Annotated in this window: 5 protein-coding genes; 1 reads left to right on the plus strand and 4 read right to left on the minus strand. The window is 76.1% G+C overall.

All coding sequences use genetic code 11. The annotated features are described in order from the left end of the window. Positions 1-31: 31 nt before the first annotated feature. A complete protein-coding gene (locus tag AMK25_RS29595; protein WP_073831660.1) occupies positions 32-5,599 on the minus strand; it encodes a type I polyketide synthase in 5,568 nt (1,855 codons plus the stop codon). A gap of 285 nt (positions 5,600-5,884) precedes the next feature. Here AMK25_RS29595 and AMK25_RS29600 point away from each other — a divergent pair, with 285 nt between their 5' ends. Beyond that, complete coding sequence (locus AMK25_RS29600) at positions 5,885-6,646, plus strand: thioesterase II family protein (protein WP_073831661.1); 762 nt, start codon at positions 5,885-5,887, stop codon at positions 6,644-6,646. A gap of 70 nt (positions 6,647-6,716) precedes the next feature. Here the strand turns inward: AMK25_RS29600 and AMK25_RS29605 are convergent, their stop codons facing one another. The 3 genes from AMK25_RS29605 to AMK25_RS29615 form a co-directional block, all read right to left on the minus strand. Beyond that, positions 6,717-7,604, minus strand: a complete 888-nt coding sequence (locus AMK25_RS29605; protein ID WP_073831662.1) for a class I SAM-dependent methyltransferase — start codon at positions 7,602-7,604, stop codon at positions 6,717-6,719. Positions 7,605-7,633: 29 nt separating this feature from the next. Further along, complete coding sequence (mhpA, locus tag AMK25_RS29610) at positions 7,634-9,196, minus strand: bifunctional 3-(3-hydroxy-phenyl)propionate/3-hydroxycinnamic acid hydroxylase MhpA (protein ID WP_073831663.1); 1,563 nt, start codon at positions 9,194-9,196, stop codon at positions 7,634-7,636. A gap of 69 nt (positions 9,197-9,265) precedes the next feature. After that, positions 9,266-24,178 carry a type I polyketide synthase gene (locus tag AMK25_RS29615; protein WP_073831664.1) on the minus strand — a complete coding sequence of 4,971 codons (14,913 nt, stop codon included), beginning with the start codon at positions 24,176-24,178 and terminating at the stop codon, positions 9,266-9,268. Positions 24,179-24,229 lie beyond the last annotated feature (51 nt).

Raw genomic sequence — 24,229 nt, forward strand, 5'->3', positions numbered from 1 at the left:
TGTCGCTAAGGGGCAAGCGGCGGACTCGTGGTCAGGATCGGCCGAACTTCTGGTCGATGAAGTCGAACAGCTCGTCGTCCGAGGCGTCGTCGAGGGCCTGGCCGACGTCGTCGGGCCGGTCGGTGGTGTCGCTCCACCGGGTGACCAGCGCCCGGAGGCGGACCGCCACGGCGGTACGCGTCTCGTCGTCGGCGGCCAGCCGCTCCAGCTCCTCCGGCGCGGTCGCGGCGAACGCGGCCTCCAGCCGGTCCAGCTCGGCGAGCAGGCCCGGTTCGGGCTTCGGCGGGGCGGCGTCGACCAGCAGGAAGTCGGCGAGGGCGGCGGGCGTGGGGCAGTCGAAGATGAGGCTCGCCGGCAGCCGGATGCCGGTGAGGGCGGTCAGCCGGTTGCGCAGCTCCACGGCTGTCAGCGAGTCGAAGCCGAGGCCGGTGAACGTCTGCCCGGACGGCACGACGGTGGCCGGCGGGTAGCCGAGCACCTCGATGACCTGCGCCTTGACCAGGTCCTCCACCAGCCGGCCGCGTTCGGCCTCGGGCGTGCCGGCGAGGCGCTGCGCGAAGGACGGGCCGCCGTCGCCGCCGCCCTCGACGACGCGCCGCCGGGCCCGGACCAGGCCGCGCAGCGGCGCCGGGAGCTGGCCGGCGTCGGCCTGGCGGCGCAGCACGGCGAGGTCGAGCAGCGCCGGCACCAGGTGGGGGCGTCCACCGTGCAGGCTGGCGTCGAAGAGGCGCAACGCCTGGCCGGTGCCGAGCGGGCTGAGGCCGTTGCGGCTCATCCGCTGCCGCTGGGCGGCGTCGAGTGCGCCCGTCATCCCGCTGTCCGCGGCCCAGAGGCCCCAGGACAGGGACGTGGCTGCGAGGCCGCAGGCGTGCCGGTGCCCGGCGAGGCCGTCGAGGAACGCGTTCGCGGCGGCGTAGTTGCCCTGCCCGGGGCCGCCGAGGACACCGGCGACCGACGAGAAGAGGACGAACATCGCCAGCGGCCGCGATCGGGTCAGCTCGTGCAGGTGCCAGGCGGCGTCGGCCTTGGCGGAGAGAACGGCTGACAGCCGGCCGGGGGTCAGCGCCGAGATCACCGTGTCGTCGAGGACGCCGGCGGCGTGCACCACGCCGGTGAGCGGGTGCTCGGCGGGAACGTCGGCCAGCACCGCGGCCAGGCGGTCCCGGTCCGCCACGTCGGCGGCGACCAGGCGGGCCTGCGCACCCAGCGCGGTCAGCTCGGCGAGCAGCTCCGCCGCGCCGGGGGCGTCGGTTCCGCGGCGGCTGACCAGCAGCAGGTGGCGCACCTTGTGCGTACTGACCAGGTGCCGGGCCAGCAGACCGCCGAGGGCGCCGGTGGCCCCGGTGACCAGGACCGTCCCGTCGGGGTCGAGGGCGGCGGCCGGCGCCGGGTCGAGGACGGCTGGCGCGAGCCGGGGCGCCAGCACCTGCTCGTCCCGGACCGCCAGTTGGGGTTCGCCGGTGGCGACCGCACGGGCCACCAGGTCCACAGTGCAGGACTCCGGCTGCCGCGCCTCGTCGAGGTCCACGAGCACGAAGCGGTCGGGGTGCTCCGCCTGGGCCGAGCGCAGCAGGCCCCAGACCGCCGCGCCGGGCAGGTCGCCCGTACGACAGGTGTCGCCGGCGGCGACGGCCCCGCGGGTCAGCACGACCAGCCGCCGCTCCGCCAGCCGGTCGTCGGCGAGCCAGCCCTGGACGGCGGCCAGGACCGCCGTGAGCCGGCTCCGCGTCGCGGCGGGAACCGGGGCGTCCTCGTCGTCGGTGTACGCGGCGAGCAGCACCAGTTCCGGGTCGATCCGGCCGGAGTCGACCGCCTCCGCCAGCTCGGCGAGCCTGTACCTGGCGATCTCGGACAGGTCGGACGGCGCGTCGCCGAGGAGCACCACGCGGACGGTCGCCGGGGTACCCGGCCGCACGCTCTGCCAGTTGACGGCGTACAGCGGGTCGGCTGCGGAGTCACCGCCGCGCACCTGGTCGGCGGTGACGGGGCGGGAGACCAGGGAGTCGATCCGGGCGACGGGGGCGCCGGCCGGGTCGGTCAGGGTCAGGGCCACGCCGCCGCCGCTGCGCCGGGCGCGTACCCGCAGCGCGGTCGCGCCGACCGCCGAGAGGGTGACGCCGGTCCAGGCGAAGGGCAGGCGTACGCCGGAGGCATCCTCCGCGTCGGAGTCGAGCAGGCCGACGACGTGCAGCGCAGCGTCCAGCAGGGCGGGATGCAGGCCGAAGCCGGCGACCTCGGTGCCGTCGGGCACCGCCACCTCGGCGCACACCTCGTCGCCGGTGCGCCAGACGGCGCGCAGGCCACGGAAGAGGGGGCCGTATTCGACGCCCAGACGGGACAGCTCGGTGTAGATCCCGTCGACCGCGACGGCGGTGGCGGCGCTGGGCGGCCACGGCGCCGGATCGGACCGGTCGGGCTGCGGTACGGCGGGGGCGAGGACGCCCGCCGCGTGGCGGTCCCACTCGCCGTCCGGGTCGGCGGCGGCGCGGGAGTGGATGGTGACCGTCCGGCGACCGTCCTCGTCCGCCGCGCCCAGTTTCACCTGCACCGCCCGGGTGCCGTCCTCGGCGAGCGCCAGCGGGGCCTGGAGGGTCAGCTCGTCGAGGGTGTCGCAGCCGACCTGCGCGCCCGCGTGCAGGACCATGTCGACCAGGGCGGCGCCGGGCACCACCACCGAGTCCCAGACGACGTGTTCGGCGAGCCACGGGTGTGTCAGTACGGAGAGTTCGGTGCCGAAGACCCGTACGTCGTCGTCGGCGACGTGTACGGCGGCGCCGAGCAGCGCGTGGTCGACGGGGCGGACACCGAGCCCGGGCGCCGTCTCGACCCCCGCGCTGGCGTTGAGCCAGTAGCGCTGCTGGTCGAAGGCGTACGTGGGCAGGGCGATGGCGCGGGGGCGTGCCTCGGCTGCCCGCTCGGGGCCGGACCCGTCGAGGGCGGCGAGGTATCCGGTCCAGTCGACGTGGCCGCCGGTGACGTACCACTCGGCGAGGGCGGTGCGCAGCGTGTCGGCCTCGGAGTGCCCGGCGCGCATCGTGGCGGTGAACCGGACTTCGCCGGCCGCCTCGACGCAGTCCTGCGCCATGGCGGTGAGTACGGCGTCGGGGCCGACCTCCAGGAACTGGGTGACGTCCTGTTGGTGGAGGGTGCGCACCGCGTCGGCGAACCGTACCGGCTGGCGCACGTGCCGCACCCAGTAGCCCGGGTCGGTCAGCTCCGCCGCGTCCGCGACCGCACCGGTCACATTCGACACCACCGGCACCCGCGGCGGCTGCCACGACAGCCCCGCCACCACCGACGCGAACTCGTCCAGCATCGGATCCATCAACCGCGAATGAAACGCGTGACTGACCGCCAGTTCCTTGACCCGCCAACCCCGCTCACGGCAGGCCCCCACCACCACCGCAACCTCACCCACGGCACCCGACACCACCACCGACGCCGGCCCATTCACCGCCGCCACGTCCGCTCCGGCACCCGCAGCGTCGATGACCTCCCGCACATCAGCCTCAGACGCACCCACCGCCGCCATCACCCCACCCGACGGCAACGCCTGCATCAGACGACCCCGCGCCGCCACCAGGGAACAGGCGTCCGACAGCGACAACATCCCCGACACGTACGCCGCCGTCACCTCACCGATCGAATGACCCGCCAGGAAATCAACCCGCACACCCCACGACGACAACAACTCCCACAACGCCACCTCCACCGCGAACAACCCCGCCTGCGCGAACACGGTCTGATCCACCAGAGCCCCATCGGCGGTGCCCGGCTCGGCGAACACGACCTCCCGCAACGCCCGCGGCAACAAACCCTCAAACCCCGCACACACCCCGTCGAAGGCCTGCGCGAACACCGGGAACGTCTCGTACAGCTCCCGGCCCATGCCCACACGCTGCGAGCCCTGACCCGTGAACAACACCGCCCGACGACCCGCCGACACCACACCCGACACCACCGACCGGCCCTCGGCAACAGCCGACAGCCCGGCCACCAGCTCGTCCACCGACGAACCCCACACCACCGCCCGATACTCCAACGCCGCCCGCGACCTCACCAACGACCACGACACATCCCACGACGACACGCCAGACCCAGGCACGAACGACGCCAACCTCGACGCCTGCCCCACCAGAGCACGCTCCGAACGCCCCGACACCACCCACGGCACCGGCACACCCACCGGCACCGCGACGGGCTCGGGATCGGCTTCGGCCTCCGGCTGCTCCAGGACCACGTGCGCATTGGTCCCCGAGATGCCGAACGACGACACACCCGCCCGCCGAGGGCGCTCCACGGCCGGCCACTCACGGGTCTCGGTCACCAACTCCACCGCACCCGACGACCAGTCCACATGCGACGACGGCACATCCACATGCAACGACGCCGGCACCACCCCATACCGCATCGCCAAGACCATCTTGATGATCCCCGCCACCCCCGCAGCCGCCTGCGTATGACCGATGTTCGACTTCACCGACCCCAACAACAGCGGCACATCCCGGCCCTGCCCGTACGTCGCCAGCAAAGCCTGCGCCTCGATCGGATCACCCAACGTCGTGCCCGTACCGTGCGCCTCCACCACATCCACGTCGGCGACGCCCAGCCGGGCGCTGGCGAGCGCCTGCCGAATCACCCGCTGCTGGGAGGGGCCGTTCGGCGCCGTCAAACCATTCGACGCACCGTCCTGGTTCACCGCCGAACCCCGCACCACGGCCAAGACCCGACGCCCGTCGCGCCGCGCATCCGACAAGCGCTGCACCAGCAGCACACCGACCCCCTCGGCGAGCGCCGTGCCGTCCGCCGCGTCGGCGAACGCCCGGCACCGGGCCACCGGGGACAGGTTGCCCTGCCGGGTGAAGTCGACGAACACCGCGGGAGTGGGCATCACCGTCACGCCGCCGGCCAGCGCGAGATCGCACTCCCCCGACCGCAGGGCCTGCACCGCCAGGTGCAACGCCACAAGCGACGACGAACACGCCGTGTCCACAGTCACCGCCGGCCCCTCGAACCCGAACGAGTACGCCACCCGACCCGAGGCGATGCTGCCCGCGTTGCCGAGGCCGAGGTAGTCCTCCACGCCCGCCGGCGGGGTCTCCGGCGGGTGGGCGTACCCGCTGTGGGTCATGCCGGCGAAGACCCCGACCCGGGCGCCCTTCAGGCTTGTGGGGTCGATCCCCGCCGTCTCGACGGCCTCCCACGAGGTCTGCAGCAGCAGCCGCTGCTGCGGGTCCATGGCGAGGGCCTCGCGCGGCGAGACCCCGAACAGCCGAGGGTCGAACTCGGCGGCGTCGGCCACGAATCCGCCCTCCCGGACCGAGGAGGTGCCCGGCCGGGACCGCTCCGGGTCGTAGAGCGCGTCGAGATCCCAGCCGCGGTCGGTGGGGAAGGAGGCGATCGCGTCACCGCCGGACGCGACGAGATCCCACAGTTCCTCGGCGGTGCGCACCCCGCCGGGGAACCGGCAGCCGATGCCGACGATCGCGATGGGCTGCTGCGCGTCGGCCTCGACGTCCCGGAGCCGTTGCCGGGTCCGCCGCAGGTCGGCGGTGACTCTCTTCAGGTACTCCCGGAGCTTCTCTTCGGTGTCCATCAACCCAGCCCATCGCGATTCACGGCGGAGACTCGACGTAAGCGACGGTACGAATGCGCAGAAGTCTCAGGCGACACCTGTATCTGTCGTTCGGCTCGCTCGGCCGAGAGCCACGCAGATCCCCATCTGCCGGGAGAAGTTATTGGTTGCGCGCGAGCGCGGACAACCCCTAACCAGGCAACCGACCAGCTAGGGGTGTCCGGTCCCGACCCGTCGCACTAGCGTCGCCTCGACCGGGTCCGCGCCGATCCGGTCGGCAACCGCAGCCGCCGGAAGGACCACCAGAGGATGACGACGCCAGATACCGACAACGGCTTGTGGGTGCGACGCTTCCACCCCGCTCCGGGCGGCGCACGGCGGTTGGTGTGCCTGCCCCACGCCGGCGGGTCGGCAAGCTTCTACTTCCCGGTGTCCCGCGCTCTCTCCCCCGCCGTGGAGGTGCTGTCGATCCAGTACCCGGGGCGGCAGGACCGGCGCCACGAGAGGTGCATCGGCGACATCCACGACCTCGCGCGCGAGGTGTTCACAGTGCTGCGGCCCTGGCGGGACGAGCCGCTGGCCATCTTCGGGCACAGCATGGGGGCCAGCCTCGGCTTCGAACTCGCCCGGCTCATCGAGCAGGACGGCGGCAGCGTCGCGCACCTGTTCGCCTCCGGGCGCCGGGCGCCGTCGAAGTCACGGCACGAGACGGTGCACCTGCTCGACGACGAGGGGCTGCTGGCCGACGTCCGGAAGCTGAGCGGCACCAACTCCGCCGTCCTCGGGGATCCGGAGATGCTGCGCGCCGCGTTGCCGGCGATCCGCAACGACTACCGGGCCGCCGAGCGGTACACCTACCGGCCGGGGCCGCCGCTGAGCTGCCCGATCACCGTCCTCACCGGTGACGACGACCCGAAGACGACTGTCGAGGAGGCCCGGGCGTGGTCGGACCACACCACCGCGGCGTTCGACCTGAAGGTCTACCCGGGCGGGCACTTCTTCCTCGCCGAGCACCAGCCGGCGATCCTGCGGGCCATCTCGACGGCACTGAGCGCGGCGCCGGCGATCTGATCCCACCGGACGAGGGGCCCGTCCGCCGGTCGTCACGACCGGTCGGCGGGCCCCTCGTCCGTGCGCGGTGTCACCGCTTGTGGCCGACCGCGATCACGTAGTCGAGTTGCGCCAGCTCACGCTTCATGAGGTCCTGGTTCTTCCAGTGGGCCGCCATGCTCTTGCGGACGGCCGGCTTGACGACGGCCCGGAACGCGGGGTCGTTGGTCCGCTCGGCCATGTACGCCCGCCAGCCCTCCCAGGTCTGCTCCTTGATCGAGCGGACCTCCGGGTTGGCGAAGCCGGCCTCGACCAACTGCTGCCGGTACGTGTCCCGGTCGTGCCAGTTCTCCTTCGGGATGCTGAACTTGACGAAACTCAGCGGGCCGGACTGGATGGCGGCGCGGACGACGTCGCCGCTGACCGGGATGATGTCGGCCGTGGCGAGCACGCCGCCCGGGCGCAGCACCCGCAGCGCCTCGGCGAAGAACGCGCTGCGCGGGTAGAAGTGGAAGGCGGACTCCAGGGCGACGACCCGGTCGAAGGTGTTGTCCTCGAAGGGCAGTTCGGTGGCGCTGCCGAGCCGGAAGTCGGTCCGGTCGGCGAGCCCCTCCTCCTGCGCCCGGCGCTGTGCCGCCTCGACGTGGTGCGGGGTGATGTTCAGGCCGTACACCTTGGCGACCTGGCGCTCCCGCAGCCACTTGAAGTCCTGGTCCCCGTAGCCGAAGCCGACGTCGAGCACGGTGTCGTCCGGCTTGAGTCCGGCGGCGTCGGCCAGCTTGTCGGCCAGCGCGTCGGCGGCCGTGTCGATGTCGGTGACCCCGTCGGACCAGTAGCCCACGTTCATGTAGTGGGTACGGCGGGCCGCGAACTCCACGTCGGGTGACTGGATCTCGTAGAAGCGCCGGACCCGGGTGATGGGGTCGGCGGTGAAGACCGTGCGGATCGCCCGGCCGGCGATCTTCAGGTTCTCGAACATGTCGGTTCCTTCCGGTGGGTGGATGCCGATCAGCCGCGCCGGATCTGCCGGCGCAGATCCTCGACGAGCGCGGGCACAACGGCCGGGTCGGCGGCGGTGCCGAAGACGTAGAAGTCGGGCCGGACGAGCACCGCCACCGCGTCGTACCGCTTGAGGTGGGGCAGGTACACGTCGTCGAGGTCGAAGGCGGTCGGCGCGGCGCCGGATCCGGGTACGGGCGCGCCGGCGGGAACGATCCGGACGACCCGCGTGCCGAGCGCGTCCAGGAAGGCCCGGGCGTCGGCGTCGAGCAGGTCGTCGGGGTCCTCGGCGCAGAGCAGGACGAAGCCGGTGCCGACGACCTCGTCGAAGAGCCCGGCGCGGCCGTCGACCTCGACGCGGCCCTGCGGCATCGGGGCGCCGGCGGCCTCGCAGCCGCTGTGCAGGATCCCGCCGGACAGGGGCTCCAGCAGGGACCGGGTGCGCGGGCGGGCGGTACGCCGGCGCAGCTCGGCGAGCATCGCGGCGTCGCGGCCGGCCGCGGCGGCGCGGTCGGTCTCGCAGATCACCGTGCCCGAGTCCATGGACATCCGGATGGCGTGCTGCACGTGCGCGCAGCGCTCCTCCTGGTAGGTGTCCAGCAGGGCCTCGTCGGCGAGGCCGCGGTGCACCAGGTCGAGCTTCCAGGCGAGGTTGAGGGCGTCGCGGAAGCCCGAACTCATCCCCTGCCCCATGAACGGCGGCATCACGTGCGCCGCGTCGCCGGCGAGCAGGATCCGCCCGGAACGCCAGCGCCCGGCCGAGCATGCCTGGGTGGTGTAGACGCCGTACCGCTCCAGGGTGGCGTTGTCGGGGGTGATGTCGAAGAGGCCGAGCAGCCGCCACACGCTGGCGGCGCTCTCGAACTCCTCGCGGCTCTCCCCCGGCACCCGCATGAACTCCCACCGCCGGTGCCCCGGGCCGGCCGACACGGCCGTGCGGGGCCGCGCCGGGTCGCAGACCTGCAGGTTGTTCGGCTTGAACTCGCGGGCCTCGTGCGGGACCACGTCGCAGACCAGCCAGTCGTACGTGAAGCCGAGGTCGGTGACGCCGCTGCCCAGGTGCTCCCGCACGAAGCTGTTGGCCCCGTCGCAGCCGATGACCCAGCGGGCCGCGCGGACCTCCTCGCCGTCCGGGCCGGCGATGGTCACCTCGACCCGGTCGTCGTGCTCGACCAGGCCCGTCACCTGGTACGGGCGCAGCACCGTGACACCCGGCAGCTCCGCGCCCCGCTCGGCGAGCAGCGCCTCCAGTCCCGGCTGGTAGAACGAGACCGAGTCGGGCCAGCCCATCGGGCCGTCGCCGGTGACCTTGACGTGCAGCAGGGTCCGGCCGAAGCCGTTCTTGAAGGTGTACTCGCCGGACGACTCCACCACCGGCCCGAGGCGGTCGGCGACGCCGGCGGCGGCCAGGACACGGCTCGCCTCCCCGTCGTACGACACCGCGCGGGGGAAGTTGTACGGAGTGGCCCACCGCTCGACCGCCGTGACGGTGAGCCCTCGCTGCGCCAGCAGGATCGTGAGCATCTCACCGACGGGGCCGTAGCCCACGATCAGGACGTCGGTCGTCAGCATCGGTATCGGTTCCTCAGGGGTCGGTCGGACACGGGTCGGCTTGCGGCGTACGGGGCGGCCGGACGGCCATCAGATACCGAGTTCGGAGTCGATGAGGTCGAACAGGTCGTCGTCGCTGGCCAGTTCGAGATCGAGGTCGGGATCGCCGCCCGTGCCGGCGCGCATCGTCCGCCACTTGGCGATCAGCACCTCCAGGCGCGACCCGATCTGGTCGTGCAGCTCCGGTTCCACAGTGGCCTCGGTCAGCGAGCGCTCCAGGTTCTCCAGGTCCGCGAGGACCGGCGGGGCCGCCGGTCCGGTGTCCGGCGCCAGCTCGGACACCAGGTACGTGGCCAGCTCGTTCGGATCCGGGTAGTCGAAGATCAGCGTGGCCGGCAGGCGCAGGCCGGTGGCCGTGGTCAGCCGGTTGCGCAGCTCGACGGCGGTCAGCGAGTCGAAGCCGATCTGGCTGAACGCCCGGCCCGGGGCCACCGCCACCCGGCTGCCGTGCCCGAGCACGCTCGCCGCCTGCTCGCGTACCAGGTCGACCACGAGGGTGTGGCGCTCGGGCCCGTCCAGCGCCGCCAGCTCGTCGGCGAGCGTGCGCCCGCCGCCGGCCGGGGTGGCCGCCCGCGCCGTCGGCCGCTCCCGGCGCAGCAGCCCGCGCAGCAGCGCCGGGGGCCGCTCGGCCCGCTCGCCGAGCGCGGCGACGTCGATCCTCGTCGGCACCAGCACCGGCTCGGCCAGCCGCAGGCCCGCGTCGAACAGGGCCATCCCCAGCTCGGACGGGATGGCGAGCTGCCCGTCACGGGCGGTGATCCGGGGATCGGTCCGGTCCAGCTTGGCGGTCATCTCGCTGGCCTGCTCCCACAGCCCCCAGGCGAACGACCGGCCCGGCAGCCCCTCCGCACGGCGGGCCAGGGCGAGCGCGTCGAGGAACGCGTTGGCCGCCGCGTAGTTGGCCTGACCGGGGACGCCGAAGACTCCGGCGCCGGAGGAGAAGAGCACGAACCCGGCGAGGTCGAGGTGGCGGGTGAGCTCGTGCAGGTGCCACGCGGCGTCGAGCTTCGGCGCGAAGACCGTGTCGACGCGCTGCGGGGTGAGGGCGGTGACCACCCCGTCGTCGAGCACCCCGGCGAGGTGCACGACGGCGGTCAACGGGTGCCGCTCCGGTACCGCCGCCAGCACCCCGGCGAGGTTGTCGCGGTCGGACACGTCGGCCGCCACCACCGTGGCCTCGGCCCCCAGGGCCCGCAGTTCGTCGAGCGCCTCGGTCGCGCCGGGGGCCCGCTCGCCGCGGCGGCTGACCAGCAGCAGCCGCCGTACGCCGTGCGTCTCGACCAGCCGCCGGGCGACCAGCCGGCCCAGGGTCCCGGTGCCGCCGGTCAGCAGCACCGTGCCGTCGGGGTTCCACGCCCGGGGCATGGTGAGCACCACCTTGCCGACGTGCCGGGCCTGGCTGACGTGCCGGAACGCCTCCGGCGCCTGGCGGACGTCCCACACCTGGGTGGGCAGCGGGGTGAGCGTCCCCCGTTCGAAGAGCCCCAGCAGAACGACCAGCATGCGCTGCACCTCGTCGGGCTCCTGCAGGGTCAGGTCGAAGGCGGTGTAGGCCACCCCCGGATGGTCGACGGCGACGCGGGCGGCGTCGCGGATGTCGGTCTTGCCCATCTCGACGAACCGCCCGCCGCGCGGCAGCAGCCGCAGCGAGGCGTCGACGAACTCGCGGGCCAGCGAGTCCAGCACGACGTCCACGCCCCGGCCGCCGGTGGCGTCGGTGAAGCGGGTCTCGAAGTCGAGGGTCCGGGACGAGGCCAGGTGCTCCTCGTCGAGACCGAGCGCGCGCAGGGCGTCCCACTTGGCGGGGCTGGCGGTGGCGTACACCTCGGCCCCGAGGTGGCGGGCGAGCTGCACGGCGGCCATGCCGACGCCGCCGGCCGCCGCGTGCACCAGCACCGACTCGCCCCGGGTGAGCCCGGCCAGGTTGACCAGCCCGTGGTACGCGGTCAGGAAGACCACCGGCACGGACGCGGCCTCGACGTACGACCAGCCGGCCGGCATCGGGGCCAGCAGGCGGCGGTCGGTGACCGCGACGGGTCCGAAGCAGCCCACGAAGACCCCGAAGACGCGGTCGCCGGGGCGCAGGTCGGTCACCTCGGCGCCCACCTCGACGACCTCGCCGGCGCCCTCGCCGCCGAGCGGGCCCGCGTCGCCCGGGTAGAGGCCGAGCGCGTTGAGCACGTCGCGGAAGTTGAGGCCGGCGGCGCGGACGCGGACCCGGACCTCGCGGGGGCCGAGCGCGACGTCGGCGGCGTCGGTGGCGACCAGGGTGAGGTTCTCCAGGCTGCCGCGCACCGGCGCGTCCAGCCGCCACGCGGCGGCGGGCGGTGCGGGCAGCTCGCCGGCCGACCCGGCCCGCGCCAGCCGCGGCACGTACGCCGCGCCGACCCGGATCGCGGCCTGCGGCTCGTCCGCCGCCAGGAGGGCGGCCACCTCGTCGGGGCCGATCCCGTCGCCGTCGACGTCGACGACGACGATCTGGCCCGGGTTCTCCGACTGGGCGGAGCGCACCAGGCCCCACGCCGCCGCGGCGGCCGGGTCGGTCACCTCGCCGGCGTGGTGCACGGCCACCGCGCCCCGGGTCACCAGCAGCAGCCGCGACGCCGCCCAGCGGGGCTCGGTGAGCCAGCGCCGGACCAGGTCGAGGGCCTGCACGGCGGCGTGGCGCGCCGCGCGGGGGGTGGGCTGCGCGGGGTGCGCGCCGAGCGGCACGAGCACCGCCCCGGGCAGGGCCAGTCCGGCGTCCACCGCGTCGGCGAGCCCGTCCAGCCCGTGGTGCAGCGGGAACCCGTCCAGGCCGGGGGCGACGGCCACGGCGTCGACCGGGGTGGCCGTCCCGACGGGCGGCAGCGGCGTCCACTCGACGCGGAACAGGGCGTCGCGGGTGGCCCGGTCGTCGGTGACGGCCAGCTCGGTGGTGGAGATCGGGCGCATCGTCAGGGCGGCCACCTCGGCCACCGGGGCGCCGGTCGGATCGGCGACGGTCAGCGCGATGGCGTGCGGCCCGACCCGGGTCAGCCGTACCCGCAGGGCGGTGGCCCCGGTGGCGTGCAGGCTGACGCCGTTCCAGGCGAACGGCAGCAGGAGCTGGCCGGCCCCGGCCCCGGCGAGACCGCCGAAGTGCGCGGCGTGCAGGGCGGCGTCGAACAGGGCGGGGTGCAGGCCGTACCGGTCGGCGTCGACCCGCTGGGCCGCCGGCAGCTCCACCTCGGCGTAGACCTCGTCGCCGCCGGTCCACACCGCGCGCAGGCCCTGGAACGCCGGCCCGTACGCGTACCCGTCGGCTTCCAGGCCGGCGTAGAAGCCGGTCAGGTCGACGGGCCGGGTGTCGGGCGGCGGCCAGGCGGTGAGCTGCGGCGACACCGGGGGCTGGTCGGCGCGGAGGGTGGCGCTGGCGTGCCGGGTCCACGGCTGTCCCGCCGGCGCGTCGGCGGGCCGGGAGTGCACGGTCACCGGGCGGCGTCCGTCGCCGGCGCCCGCGCCGACCGCCACCTGCACCTGCGTCGCGCCGTCGGCGGGCAGGGTCAGCGGGGCCTCGATGACCAGCTCGTCGAGGAACGGGTGGCCGACCTCGTCGCCGGCGCGCAGGCAGAACTCCACCAGGCCGGTGCCGGGCACCAGCACGCTGCCGGTGACCTGGTGATCGGCCAGCCACGGCTGCGCGGCGGCCGACAGCCGCCCGGTGAACAGGTGGCCCGTCGTCTCGGCCAGCACGACCGACGCGCCGAGCAGCGGATGACCGGCGGCGTCCAGACCGGCGGCGCCGACGTCGCCGGGGCCGGAGACCGGCCGGGGCCAGTAGCGGCGGTGGGCGAACGCGTACGTGGGCAGGTCGACGCGCCGGCCGCCGGCCAGTGCGGGCCGCCAGTCCACCCCGACCCCGGACACGTGGAGCTGGGCCAGGGAGAGCAGGAACCGCTCCCGGCCGCCCTGGTCGCGTTGCACCGAGCCGACCACCACGGCATCGCCGTCGTGGTCGGCGAGGGTCTCCTCCACGCCGACGGTGAGCACCGGGTGGGGGCTGCACTCGACGTACGCGTCGTGGCCCTCGGCGGCCAGCGCGCGGATCGCCCGTTCCAGCTCGACGGGCCGGCGCAGGTTGCGGTACCAGTAGTCGGGCCCCATCTCCTCGCCGTCGAGCCAGCGCAGGTCGGTGGTGGAGAACAGCGGCACGGCGGCCGGGCCGGGGGCGATGCCGGCCAGCACCTCGGCCAGCTCGTCGCGGATGCGTTCCACCTGGGCGGAGTGGGAGGCGTAGTCGACGGCGATGCGCCGCACCCGGGCCTGCTCGCCGGCCAGCTCGGCGAGCAGCTCCTCGACCGCCTCCGGCTCGCCGGAGACCACGACGGCGGCCGGCCCGTTCACGGCGGCGACCGAGATCCGCTCACCGAAGCGGGCGATCCGGTCGCGGACCGTGTCGGCCGGCAGCGCGACGGAGGCCATCGCCCCGTGCCCGGCCAGAGCCCGTAGCGCGCGGCTGCGCAGCGCCACCACCCGGGCCGCGTCGGGCAGGGAGAGCACCCCGGCGACGCAGGCGGCGGCGATCTCGCCCTGGGAGTGGCCGACCACGGCGGCCGGCTGCACGCCGTACGAGCGCCACAGCTCGGCCAGCGACACCATCATCGCGAACAGGGCGGGCTGCACGACGTCGACCTCGTCGAGGCCGGGCGCGCCCGGCGCCTGGCGCAGCACGTCCAGCAGCGACCAGTCCAGGTACGGCCGCAGCGCCGCGTCGCAGGCCGCCATGCGTTCGGCGAACACGGGGGCCTGGTCGAGCAGGTCCAACCCCATGCCGAGCCACTGGGAGCCCTGCCCGGGGAAGACGAAGACGCACCGGCCGGTGGGCCGCGCCTCGCCGCGCGTGACCGCCGGGTCGGGCCGGCCCTCGACGAGCGCGTCGAGGGCGTCGGCGACCCGCTGCGCGGACGCGGCCACCAGCACCGCTCGGGAGTCGAAGGTGCCCCGGCTGGTGGCCAGCGACCACGCCACGTCGAGGGGCCGCTGGTCGGGCCGGGCGGCGAGGTGCTCCCGCAGCCGCCGCGCCTGGCCGGCGAGCGCCTGCGGGGTACGCGCCGACAGCAGCCACGGCAGCGCGCGCTCCTGCGGCGGCTCGGATTCGGCGGCCTCCGGCGGCGCCTCGGCGACCGCCTCGACGATCACGTGGGCGTTGGTGCCGCTGATGCCGAACGACGAGACGCCGGCGCGCACCGGCCGGTCCGCCGCCGGCCACGGGCGGGCCTCGGTGAGCAGCTGCACCGCTCCCGAGTCCCAGTCGATCCGCGAGCTGCGGCGCTCGGCGTGCAGGGTGCGGGGCAGCCGCCCGTGCCGCATGGCGAGGACCATCTTGAGCACGCCGGCGACGCCGGCCGCGGCCTGGGTGTGCCCGAGGTTGGACTTGACCGAGCCGAGCAGCACCGGCGCGGCGCCGGCTGGGCGCTGCCCGTACGTGGCGAGGATCGCCTCCGCCTCGATGGGGTCGCCGAGCGACGTGCCGGTGCCGTGCGCCTCCACCACGTCCACGTCGGCGGCACTCAGCCCGGCGGCGCCCAGCGCGGCCTTGATGACCCGTTCCTGCGACGGCCCGTTCGGGGCGGTCAGCCCGTTCGACGCGCCGTCGGAGTTGACCGCCGAGCCGCGCACGACGGCCAGCACGGGGTGGCCCCGGCGGCGGGCCTCGGAGAGCCGCTCCACCACCAGCATCCCGACGCCCTCGGACATGCCGAAGCCGTCGGCGTCCTCGGCGAACGCCTTGCACCGCCCGTCGGCGGCGAGACCGCGCTGGCGGCTGAAGCCGGTCAGCCCGGCCGGGGTGGACATCACCGACACCCCACCGGCCAGCGCCAGGTCGCAGTCGCCCTGGCGCAGCGCCTGGACGGCCAGGTGCAGCGCCACCAGCGACGCCGAGCAGGCGGTGTCGACGGTGACAGCTGGTCCCTCCAGCCCGAGCGCGTACGCGACCCGGCCGGAGAGGACGCTGCCGGCGGTGCCGGTCAGCAGGTGCCCCTCGTCGGCGGTGACCTCGCCGTCGTCGGAGACGACACCGGGGGCGACCCGGTCGGCGTAGTCCTGCCCGTGGGTGCCGGCGAAGACGCCGGTGCGGCTGCCCCGCAGGGTGGCCGGGTCGATGCCACCGCGTTCCAGCGCCTCCCAGGAGGTCTCCAGCAGCAGCCGGTGCTGCGGATCCATGGCGAGGGCCTCGCGGGGGCTGATGCCGAAGAACTCGGCGTCGAAGTCGGCGATGCCGGTGAGGAACCCGCCGGAGCGCACGTACGTCCGGCCGGGCGTGCCGGGCACCGGGTCGTGGAGGTCGGCCAGCGGCCAGCCCCGGTCGTCGGGCAGGTCGCCGATGACGTCGTCGCCCGCGTCGAGCAGCCGCCACAGCTCCTCCGGGGAGCCGATCCCGCCGGGGAAACGGCAGGCCATCGCGACGATGGCGACCGGCTCGTCCAGGGCGACGGTGCTCGCGTCGGCGACCTCGGTGGCGGCGGTGCCGAGCAGCCGGGCGTGCAGGTGCGCGGCGAGCAACTCGGGGGTGGGGTGGTTGAACACGGCGTGCGGGGCGAGCCGGACCCCGGTGACGGCGGTGAGCCGGTTGCTCAGCTCGACGGCCATCAGCGAGTCGAAGCCGAGGTCCTTGAACGGGCGGCGCGGCTCGACCTGCTCGGGGCCGGTGTGCCCGACCACTGTGGCGCACCGGGCGCGTACGAGGTCCAGCAGCAGTTCGGCGCGCTCGGGCTCGGCGAGTTCGGCCAGCCGGTCGGCGAAGCCCTTCGCGGCGGCGGGCGCGGAGGCGGCGTTGACCGCCCGGCGGGGCGGCGGGGGCAGCAGCGCCCGCAGCAGGGCGGGCACCTCGCCGGAGGTCCGTACGGCGGCCAGGTCGAGCCCGATCGGCACGAGCGCCGGCCGGTCCACGTGCAGGGCGGCGTCGAACAGCGCCAGCCCGGCGGCCGTGTCGAGGGGGCGGGTGCCGCCGCGGGCGAGCCGGGCCAGGTCGGCGGGGCTGAGCCGGCCGGCCATCCCGTCCTCGGCGGCCCACAGCCCCCAGGCCAGGGCGCTCGCCGGCCGGCCCTGGGCGCGGCGGTGCGCGGCGAGCGCGTCGAGGAACGCGTTGCCGGCCGCGTAGTTGCCCTGGCCGGGGCTGCCGAAGGTGGCGGCGGCCGAGGAGAAGAGCACGAACGCGGCCAGGTCGAGGCCGGCGGTGAGCTCGTGCAGGTGCCAGGCGCCGTGCACCTTGGCGCGCAGGGTCCGGGCCCAGCGGGTCGGGTCGAGGTCGGTGAGCAGGGCGTCGTCGGTGGCCCCGGCGGCGTGCACGACGGCGACGAGCCGGTCGGCCAGCGGGGCGATGACCTCGGCGAGCGCCGCCCGGTCGGCGACGTCGGCCGCGACCACCCGCACTGTGACGCCGGCGTCGGTCAGCGCGGTCGTCCAGTCGCCGGCCCGGCCGCTGCGGCTGACCAGCACCAGTTCGGTGACGCCGTGCGCGGCGGCGAGGTGGGTGGCGACGTGCCGGCCGATCCCGCCGGTGCCGCCGGTGAGGAGCACGGTGCCGCCGGCCAGGGCCGCGAGCGGCGCGCCGGCCGGGGGCCGCTCGACGGGGCGGAGGCGGGGCAGCAGCGCGCGGCCGTCGCGGACGGCCACCTCGGGTTCGTCGTCGGCGGCGGCCAGCGCCGAACGGATGGCGGCGTCGTCGATGGTGTCGAGGCTGAGCAGGAGGAAACGGTCGGGCTGCTCGGCCTGGGCGACGCGGAGCAGCCCGGCCACGGGGGCGTGCACCGGGTCGCCGTCGCGCACGGCGAGGGCCAGGCGGGTGGTCTCCGCGCGGGGGTCGGCCAGCCAGGTCTGGAGCACGTCGAGCACGGCGAGGCCGACGGCGTGCGCCCGGTCGGGCACCGGCCGGCCCGGCTCGCCGTCGCCGACCCGCAGCACCAGCAGCGGCGGCAGCGGCCCGTCCGGCGGCGTGCCGTCGGCGAGCGTCCAGGAGGGCGCCGGGGTCGCCGGGAACGCGGCGGGCAGCCAGTCGACGGCGTACAGCCCGGCGGGGGTGGCCGCCGGCGCCGGCGGGTCGGCGGACGGCAGGTCCACCGACCGCAGCACCACCCGGTCGGCGTCGAGCACGGGCCCGCCCGCGTCGTCGACGGCGCTCAGCGTCACCGCGTCCGCCCCGGCGGGGGCCAGGCAGACGCGCAGCGCGTGCGCCCCGACGGCGTGGCGGCGCACGCCCGCCCACTCGGTGGGCAGCAGCCGGGCGGTGGGCCCGGCGTCGGCGACCGACGCGAAGCCGGCGAGCGGGAGCAGGCGCAGGGCCGCGTCCAGCACCAGCGGGTGCACGCCGTACCGCTCGGCGTCCGGGTCGCGGGCGTCGTCGGGCAGGCGTACGTCGACGTAGAGCCGGTCGGCGGCGACCCACGCGGCACGGGCCAGCTCCCCGGCCAGCGCGCGGTGCGGCGGGGCGCTCAGGTCCACCTGCCGGGCCCCGGCAGGTGGCCAGGCGGGGGCGAGGGCACCCCGGCCGCTCTCCGGGTCGACGGGTGCGAGCACGGCCTCGGCGACCTCCCGCCAGGGCAGCCCCTCGCCGGCCCGGACGTGACAGTGCGCCACCCGGCGTCCGTGCTCGTCCGGCGCGCCCACGTCGATCTGCACCTCGAGGGTTGCCTCGGCGGGCAGCGGAACCGGCTCGGGCACGCGCAGCCGCCGCACGCTCGGGGCGCCGAGCCGGTCGCCGAGGTGGGTGAGCATGTCCAGCAGGGCGGTGGCGGGCAGCAGCGGCGCCGTGCCGTCGCCGGGCGCGGCCAGCCACGGCGAGGTGGCCGTGGCGATCTGCCCGGTGCAGACCACCTGCCCGGTGCCGGCGACCGCCAGCAGGCCACCGAGCAGCGGATGCCCTGCGTCGGCCAGTCCGGCGCCGACGGGACCGCCGGCGCCGGTGGGAGCGGGCAGCCAGTAGTGCCGGCGCTGGAAGGCGTACGTGGGCAGGTCGACGCGGCGGTGCGGGCCGGGGCCGGCGAGGGCGGCACGGTCCACCGCGACGCCCCGCACGTGCAGCCGCGCCACGGCGGCGAGCAGCGCCTCGGCCTCGCCTGCGGTGCCCCGCACGGCGGGGACGAAGGCCAGCTCGTCGGCCTCGGCGACGAGGCAGTCCCGGGCCATCGCGGTGAGCACACCGGCCGGGCCGATCTCCAGGAAGGTGGTGACGCCCTGCCCGTGCAGGGCCCGTACGCCGTCGTGGAAGCGGACGGTGCCCCGCACGTGCGCCACCCAGTGCTCGGGCGAGCAGAGCCGGGCCGGGTCGACGGGGTGGCCGGTCAGGTTGGACACCACCGGCAGGTGCGGGGTGCGGTACGTGAGGCCGGCCGCGACCGCGCGGAACTCGTCGAGCATCGGGTCCATGCGCGGCGAGTGGAACGCGTGCGACACCCGCAGCCGGCTGGTGCGGCGCCCGGCCGCGCGCAGGGTGTCCGCGACGGCCAGCACCGCGTCGGTGTCGCCGGACAGGACGACGCTGGTGGGGCCGTTGACGGCGGCGAGGCCCACCCGGTCGGTCAGGTGCGCGGCGACCTCGGCCTCGTCGGCCTCGACGGCGACCATCGCGCCCCCGGCGGGCAGCTGCTGCATCAGCCGGGCGCGGGCGGCGACCAGCGCCGCCGCGTCGGCGAGGGAGAACACCCCGGCCACGTGCGCGGCGGCAAGCTCGCCGACGGAGTGGCCGAGCACCGCGTCGGGGCGGACCCCCCAGTGCTCCAGGAGGCGGTAGAGCGCCACCTCGAAGGCGAACAGGCCCGGCTGGGTGTACAGGGTCTCGTCGAGCAGTTCGGCCGCTGCGGTGCCCTCGGCCGCGAGGACGACGTCCGCGACGGGGAGCGGGGCGTGGCCGGCGAGGCAGCGGTCGAGTTCGGCGCAGGCCGCGTCGAAGGCGGCCGCGAAGACGGGGTACGCCGCGTGCAGCTCGTGGCCCATGCCGGCGCGCTGGCCGCCCTGCCCACCGAAGAGCAGGCCGAGTCGGCCGTCGACGACCCGGCCGGTCAGCACGCCCGGCAGGTCCGGGTCCGGTCCGCCGCGGGCCAGCACGCCGAGCCCCGTCCGGGCGGACTCCGCGTCGCCCACCAGCACCACGGCCCGGTGTTCGAGAGCGGCGCGGGTGGTGGCGAGGGCGTGCCCGGCGTCGGCCGGGTCGGCGTGCGCCCCCGGCCCGTCGAGCCAGGCCAGCAGGCGGGCCGCCTGGTCACGCAGCGCCTCGCCGGAGGCAGCCGCGAGCAGCCACGGTACGGGCGGCCGAGCGGTGCCGGTCGACGGCCGCGCTGCCGCGGTGGCGGGCGGCGACTGCCGGGCGGCGTCCCCGGCGGCGGTCGGCGGATCGGCGGGGGCCTCGACGATGACGTGGGCGTTGGTGCCACTGATGCCGAACGACGAGACGCCGGCCCGGCGGGGCCGGCGTACGTCGGGCCACGGGCGGGCCTCGGTGAGCACCTCGACCGCGCCGGCGGACCAGTCCACCTCGGAGGTCGGGGCGTCCACGTGCAGGGTGCGCGGCAGTGTCCCGTGCCGCATCGCGAGCACCATCTTGATCACCCCGGCGGCCCCAGCCGCGGCCTGGGTGTGGCCGAGGTTGGACTTCAGCGAGCCCAGCCGCAGCGGTTCGGCGTCACCGCGGCCCACCCCGTACGTGGCGAGCAGCGCCTGCGCCTCGATCGGGTCGCCGAGGGACGTGCCGGTGCCGTGCGCCTCGACGGCGTCCACGTCGGCGGTGGAGAGCCCGGCCGCGTCCAGCGCCCGGCGGATGACCCGCTCCTGGGCGGGCCCGTTGGGGGCGGTCAGCCCGTTGGACGCGCCGTCGGAGTTGACGGCGGAGCCGCGCAGCACGGCGAGGACGGGGTGCCCGTGCCGGCGGGCGTCGGAGAGCCGTTCCAGCAGCAGCACGGCGACGCCCTCGGACCAGCCGGTTCCGTCGGCGCCGTCGGCGAACGCCTTGCACCGGCCGTCCGGGGCGAGCCCGCGCTGCCGGCTGAACTCCACGAACGCCTGCGGGGTGCCCATCACCGCCACGCCGCCGGCCACGGCGAGCGAGCAGTCCCCGGCGCGCAGCGCCTGGGCGGCCAGGTGCAGCGCCACCAGCGACGACGAGCACGCCGTGTCGACGGTGACAGCCGGCCCCTCCAGCTCCAGCGCGTACGCGACCCGGCCGGAGACGACGCTGCCGGCGGTGCCGACGCCGAGGTAGCCCTCGGTGCCGGGCGGCGCCTGGCGCAGGTTCGCGGCGTAGTCGTGGTGCATGACGCCGGTGAAGACGCCCGTGGCGCTGCCGCGCAGCGAGGTGGGGTCGATGCCGGCCCGCTCGAACAGTTCCCAGGACGTCTCCAGCAGCAGCCGCTGCTGCGGGTCCATGGCGAGCGCCTCGCGCGGGCTGATCGCGAACAGGGTGGCGTCGAAGTCCGCGGCGCCGGTGAGGAAGCCGCCCACCCGGGCGTACGAGGTGCCGGGGCGGTCGGGGTCGTCGGAGAACAGGTTCGCCAGGTCCCAGCCCCGGTCCGTGGGGAACTCCGTGAGCCCTTCCCGGCCCTGGTCGACCAGCTCCCACAGCTCCTCGGGGGAGGCGACGCCGCCGGGGAGCCGGCAGGCCATGGCGACGACGGCCACCGGATCGTCCCCGGTGGACGGCACCACCGCCGGGTCCGTCGTGGGAGCGGCCTGCGCGGCGGCACCGCGCAGCCGGGCGGCGAGGTGCCGGGCGAGGGCCTGGGGGCTGGGCCGGTCGAACGCGGCCGTGGCGGAGAGCCGTACCCCGGTGGCCCGGGCCAGCCGGTCGCGCAACGCAACCGCCGCGACCGAGGTGAAGCCGAGTTCCTTGAAGGCGCGGCCGGGGCGGACCGCGGCCGGGCCGGGCAGCCCGGCCACCTGCGCGGTGGCGGCGCGGACCAGGTCGAGCAGGAGCCGGTCCCCCTCGGCGGTGGTGAGCCCGGCCAGCCGGCGGCGCAGCTCGGCGGCGTCCCGGTCGTCCGTGGCGTCGCCGGGCTCGGCCACGGGCCCGCGCCAGGCGGGGTGCGCGGCGTCGGTGTGGCCCGCCGGGCGGGCGAGCACGACCAGGTCGGCGCCGTCGTGGGCCACGTCGAACGCGGCGAGGTCGGCACGGACGGCCGCCGACGCGGTGCCCGCTGCGGGTCCGGTCGCCGCCGGCCCGCGCTCGGCGGGCGCGGTCGTGCCGACGAGCCGGGCCGGGTGACCGGCGGCCCGGCGGCGGGTGGCCAGGGCGTGCAGGGCGCCGACGGCCGAGGCGGCCCGTTCCCGGCCCGCGGCGCCCAGCAGGAGGGCGGACGGCGCGAGGACGGTGAACGCGGCCCCCGGGTGCCGGCTCGCGGCGTCCAGCGTCGCGGCGAGGCCGAGCAGCCGGGCTGCGGCCTCGGCGTCGGCCAGGTCGTCGTCGCACGGGCAGAGGAAGACGGCGCCGAACGCCTCGTCGCCCGCCCGCTCGGCGGGCAGTGGAACGGCTTCCGCACCGGCGGAGGTGAGTTCGGCGGCCAGGTCCGCCAGGGCCGGGGCGGGCGTCGCGTCAGCGTGCAGCAGCCGCAGCCGGCGGGCGCGGTGCGCGGCGACGAGGTGCCGGGCCAGCGCGGCGCCGGTCGGTCCGTCGGCGCCGGTGACCAGGACGGGGCGCTCCGGGTCGGCCACGGTCGCCGGCCGTCCCGGCACGGTCGCCGGGGCGGGCACGAGGGCCGCGTGCCGGGCCGCCCCGGCCCGCAGGGCGACCTGCGCGGCGCCGGCTTCCACGACGGCGGGCAGCAGGGCGAGCGAGCGGTCCGCGGCGTCGTGGTCGACCAGCACGATCCGGTCCGGGTACGCGGCCTGCAGGCTGCGCCCGACCGCCCAGACGGCGCCGGCCGCCGGATCGGGCCCGGCCCACCCGGCGGCGTCGCCCCCAGTGGCGGCTCCCCCGGCGACGTCTCCCGCAGTGGCCTCGCCGGCGGCGGCGTCGTGCGCGGGGGCGTCGCCCGCGCTGCCGGCACCGCTCGTGCCGGGGCCGTTGGCCGCGTCGCCGGCCGGGCCGGTCAGCAGCATCAGCCGGGTGCCGGCGAAGCGGTCGTCGTCGAGCCAGCCACGCAACCGGTCGGCGAGGTCCGCCGCGTCGGCGTCGGCCGGCCCGGCCAGCAGCACCGTCACGTCGGGCGCGTCGGGAGTCTCGCGCAGGGTGGCCAGATCCCGGTGGGCCCGGAACCGCTCCCCCGGCGACGCCGCGCGCAGCGGCTCCACCAGCGGCTCGCTCCCGGCGCCGACGAGCGCCCAGCGGTGGGCCGGGGCGGCGGCGTCCTGCGCGGCCGCCGGGACGGGCGTCGCCACCGGCGGTACGGCGGCCAGGTCCAGCGGTCGCCAGGCGAGCAGGCTGAGCGCCTCGTGGTGGCTGCCGTTGACCGCCCGCAGCCGGGCCGGCCCGTCGAGCAGGAGCCGGCGGGTGACCTTGCCGGACGCGGTGCGGGGCACCTGCCCGATCTCGTACAGCGCCTCGGGGACCTTGTGGTAGCTGAGCCTCTCCCGGCAGGCCGCGTACCCCGCGGCGGGGTCGAAGCCCTCCGGCCCCGGCACCACGAACGCCACCGGCACCTCGCCGAGCACCTCGTGCGGCCGGCCGGTCACCGCCACGTCGGCGACGCCGGGCACCGCGCGCAGCACCTCCTCCACCTCGGCCGGGTGGATCTTCTCCCCGCCCCGGATGATCAGCTCCTGGTGGCGGCCGGTGACGAAGATGTTGCCGTCGGCGTCGCGGCGGGCCAGGTCGCCGGTGCGGTACCAGCCGTCGCGCAGGGCGGCGGCGGTGACCTCCGGCAGGCCGTGGTAGCCGAGCATGACGCTCGGACCGCTGACCCAGACCTCCCCCTCGGCGCCGGTCGGCACGTCCAGACCCGTCTGCGGGCTGACCAGGCGCACCTCGACGCCGGGCACCGCGCGCCCGCAGGAGCCCTCGACCCGGGGCTGCTCCGGCCGGGTGACGGCGATCGAGCCGCAGGTCTCCGTGCTGCCGTACGCGTCGAGCAGCGGCGCGTCGAAGACCTCGTCGAACGCCCGCCGCAGCGCGCCGGTGGTGATCGCCCCGCCGACCAGGCAGACCCGCAGGGCCGGGGCGCGGAAGCCGGTCTCCCGGGCGGCGGTGACCAGGTGGTGGTACATGGCCGGCACACCGGCGAGCACTGTGGCCTCGTCCTCGTCGACCGCGCGCAGCACGTCGTCGGCGGAGAAGCCGTCGATGAGCCGGGCCGTGGCCCCGACCGCCGTCACGCTGAGCACGCACCCGATGTGGGAGAGGCTGTGGAACAGCGGCAGTGGCCAGACCACCCGGTCGGCGGCGGTGAGCCCGGGGATCGGCACGTAACAGGCGGCGACCGACCAGAGGCAGGTGCGCTGGGTGGAAAGGACACCCTTGGGCCGGCCGGTGGTGCCGGAGGTGTAGAGCATCCAGGCCACCTCGTCGAGGCCCAGGTCGTCGCGGGCCCCCACGGACGGCTCGGTGTCGACCAGGTCGCGCCAGGCGACGACCCCGTCCGGAACCGGGTTGTCCTCGGTGACCACGATCCGCAGGGCCGGCCGGCCGGTACGCAGCCGCAGCATCTGGTCGAGGTGGCGCGGGTCGGTGACCACCAGGACCGCGCCGGAGTCGTCCAGCAGATGGGCCAGTTCCGCGTCGGTGCTGTGCGGATTCACCGGCACGCCGACCGCGGCGGCCCGCGTGACGGCCAGCCAGGTCTCCACCGTCTCCACGCGGTTGCCGAGGCAGAAGGCCACCCGGTCGCCCCGGGCGACCCCGGCCGCCGCCAGGTGACCGGCCAGCCGACGGGTCCGCGCCGCCAGATCGGCGTATCCGACCGCCCGGCGGTCGTCGCGGAATGCGACCTTGTTCCCCGACCTGGCGGCGTGCGCCTCGATCAGATCGGACAACGGCTGGATCAGGTCGCTCCGAAGCATGTCACCACATCCATCCGTCGGCGAGACTCCTCATCCGCGGCGTAGACCTCG

This window comes from Micromonospora sp. TSRI0369 (genome assembly GCF_001905625.1).
In the GTDB taxonomy this organism is placed as follows: Bacteria; Actinomycetota; Actinomycetes; order Mycobacteriales; family Micromonosporaceae; genus Micromonospora; species Micromonospora echinospora_A.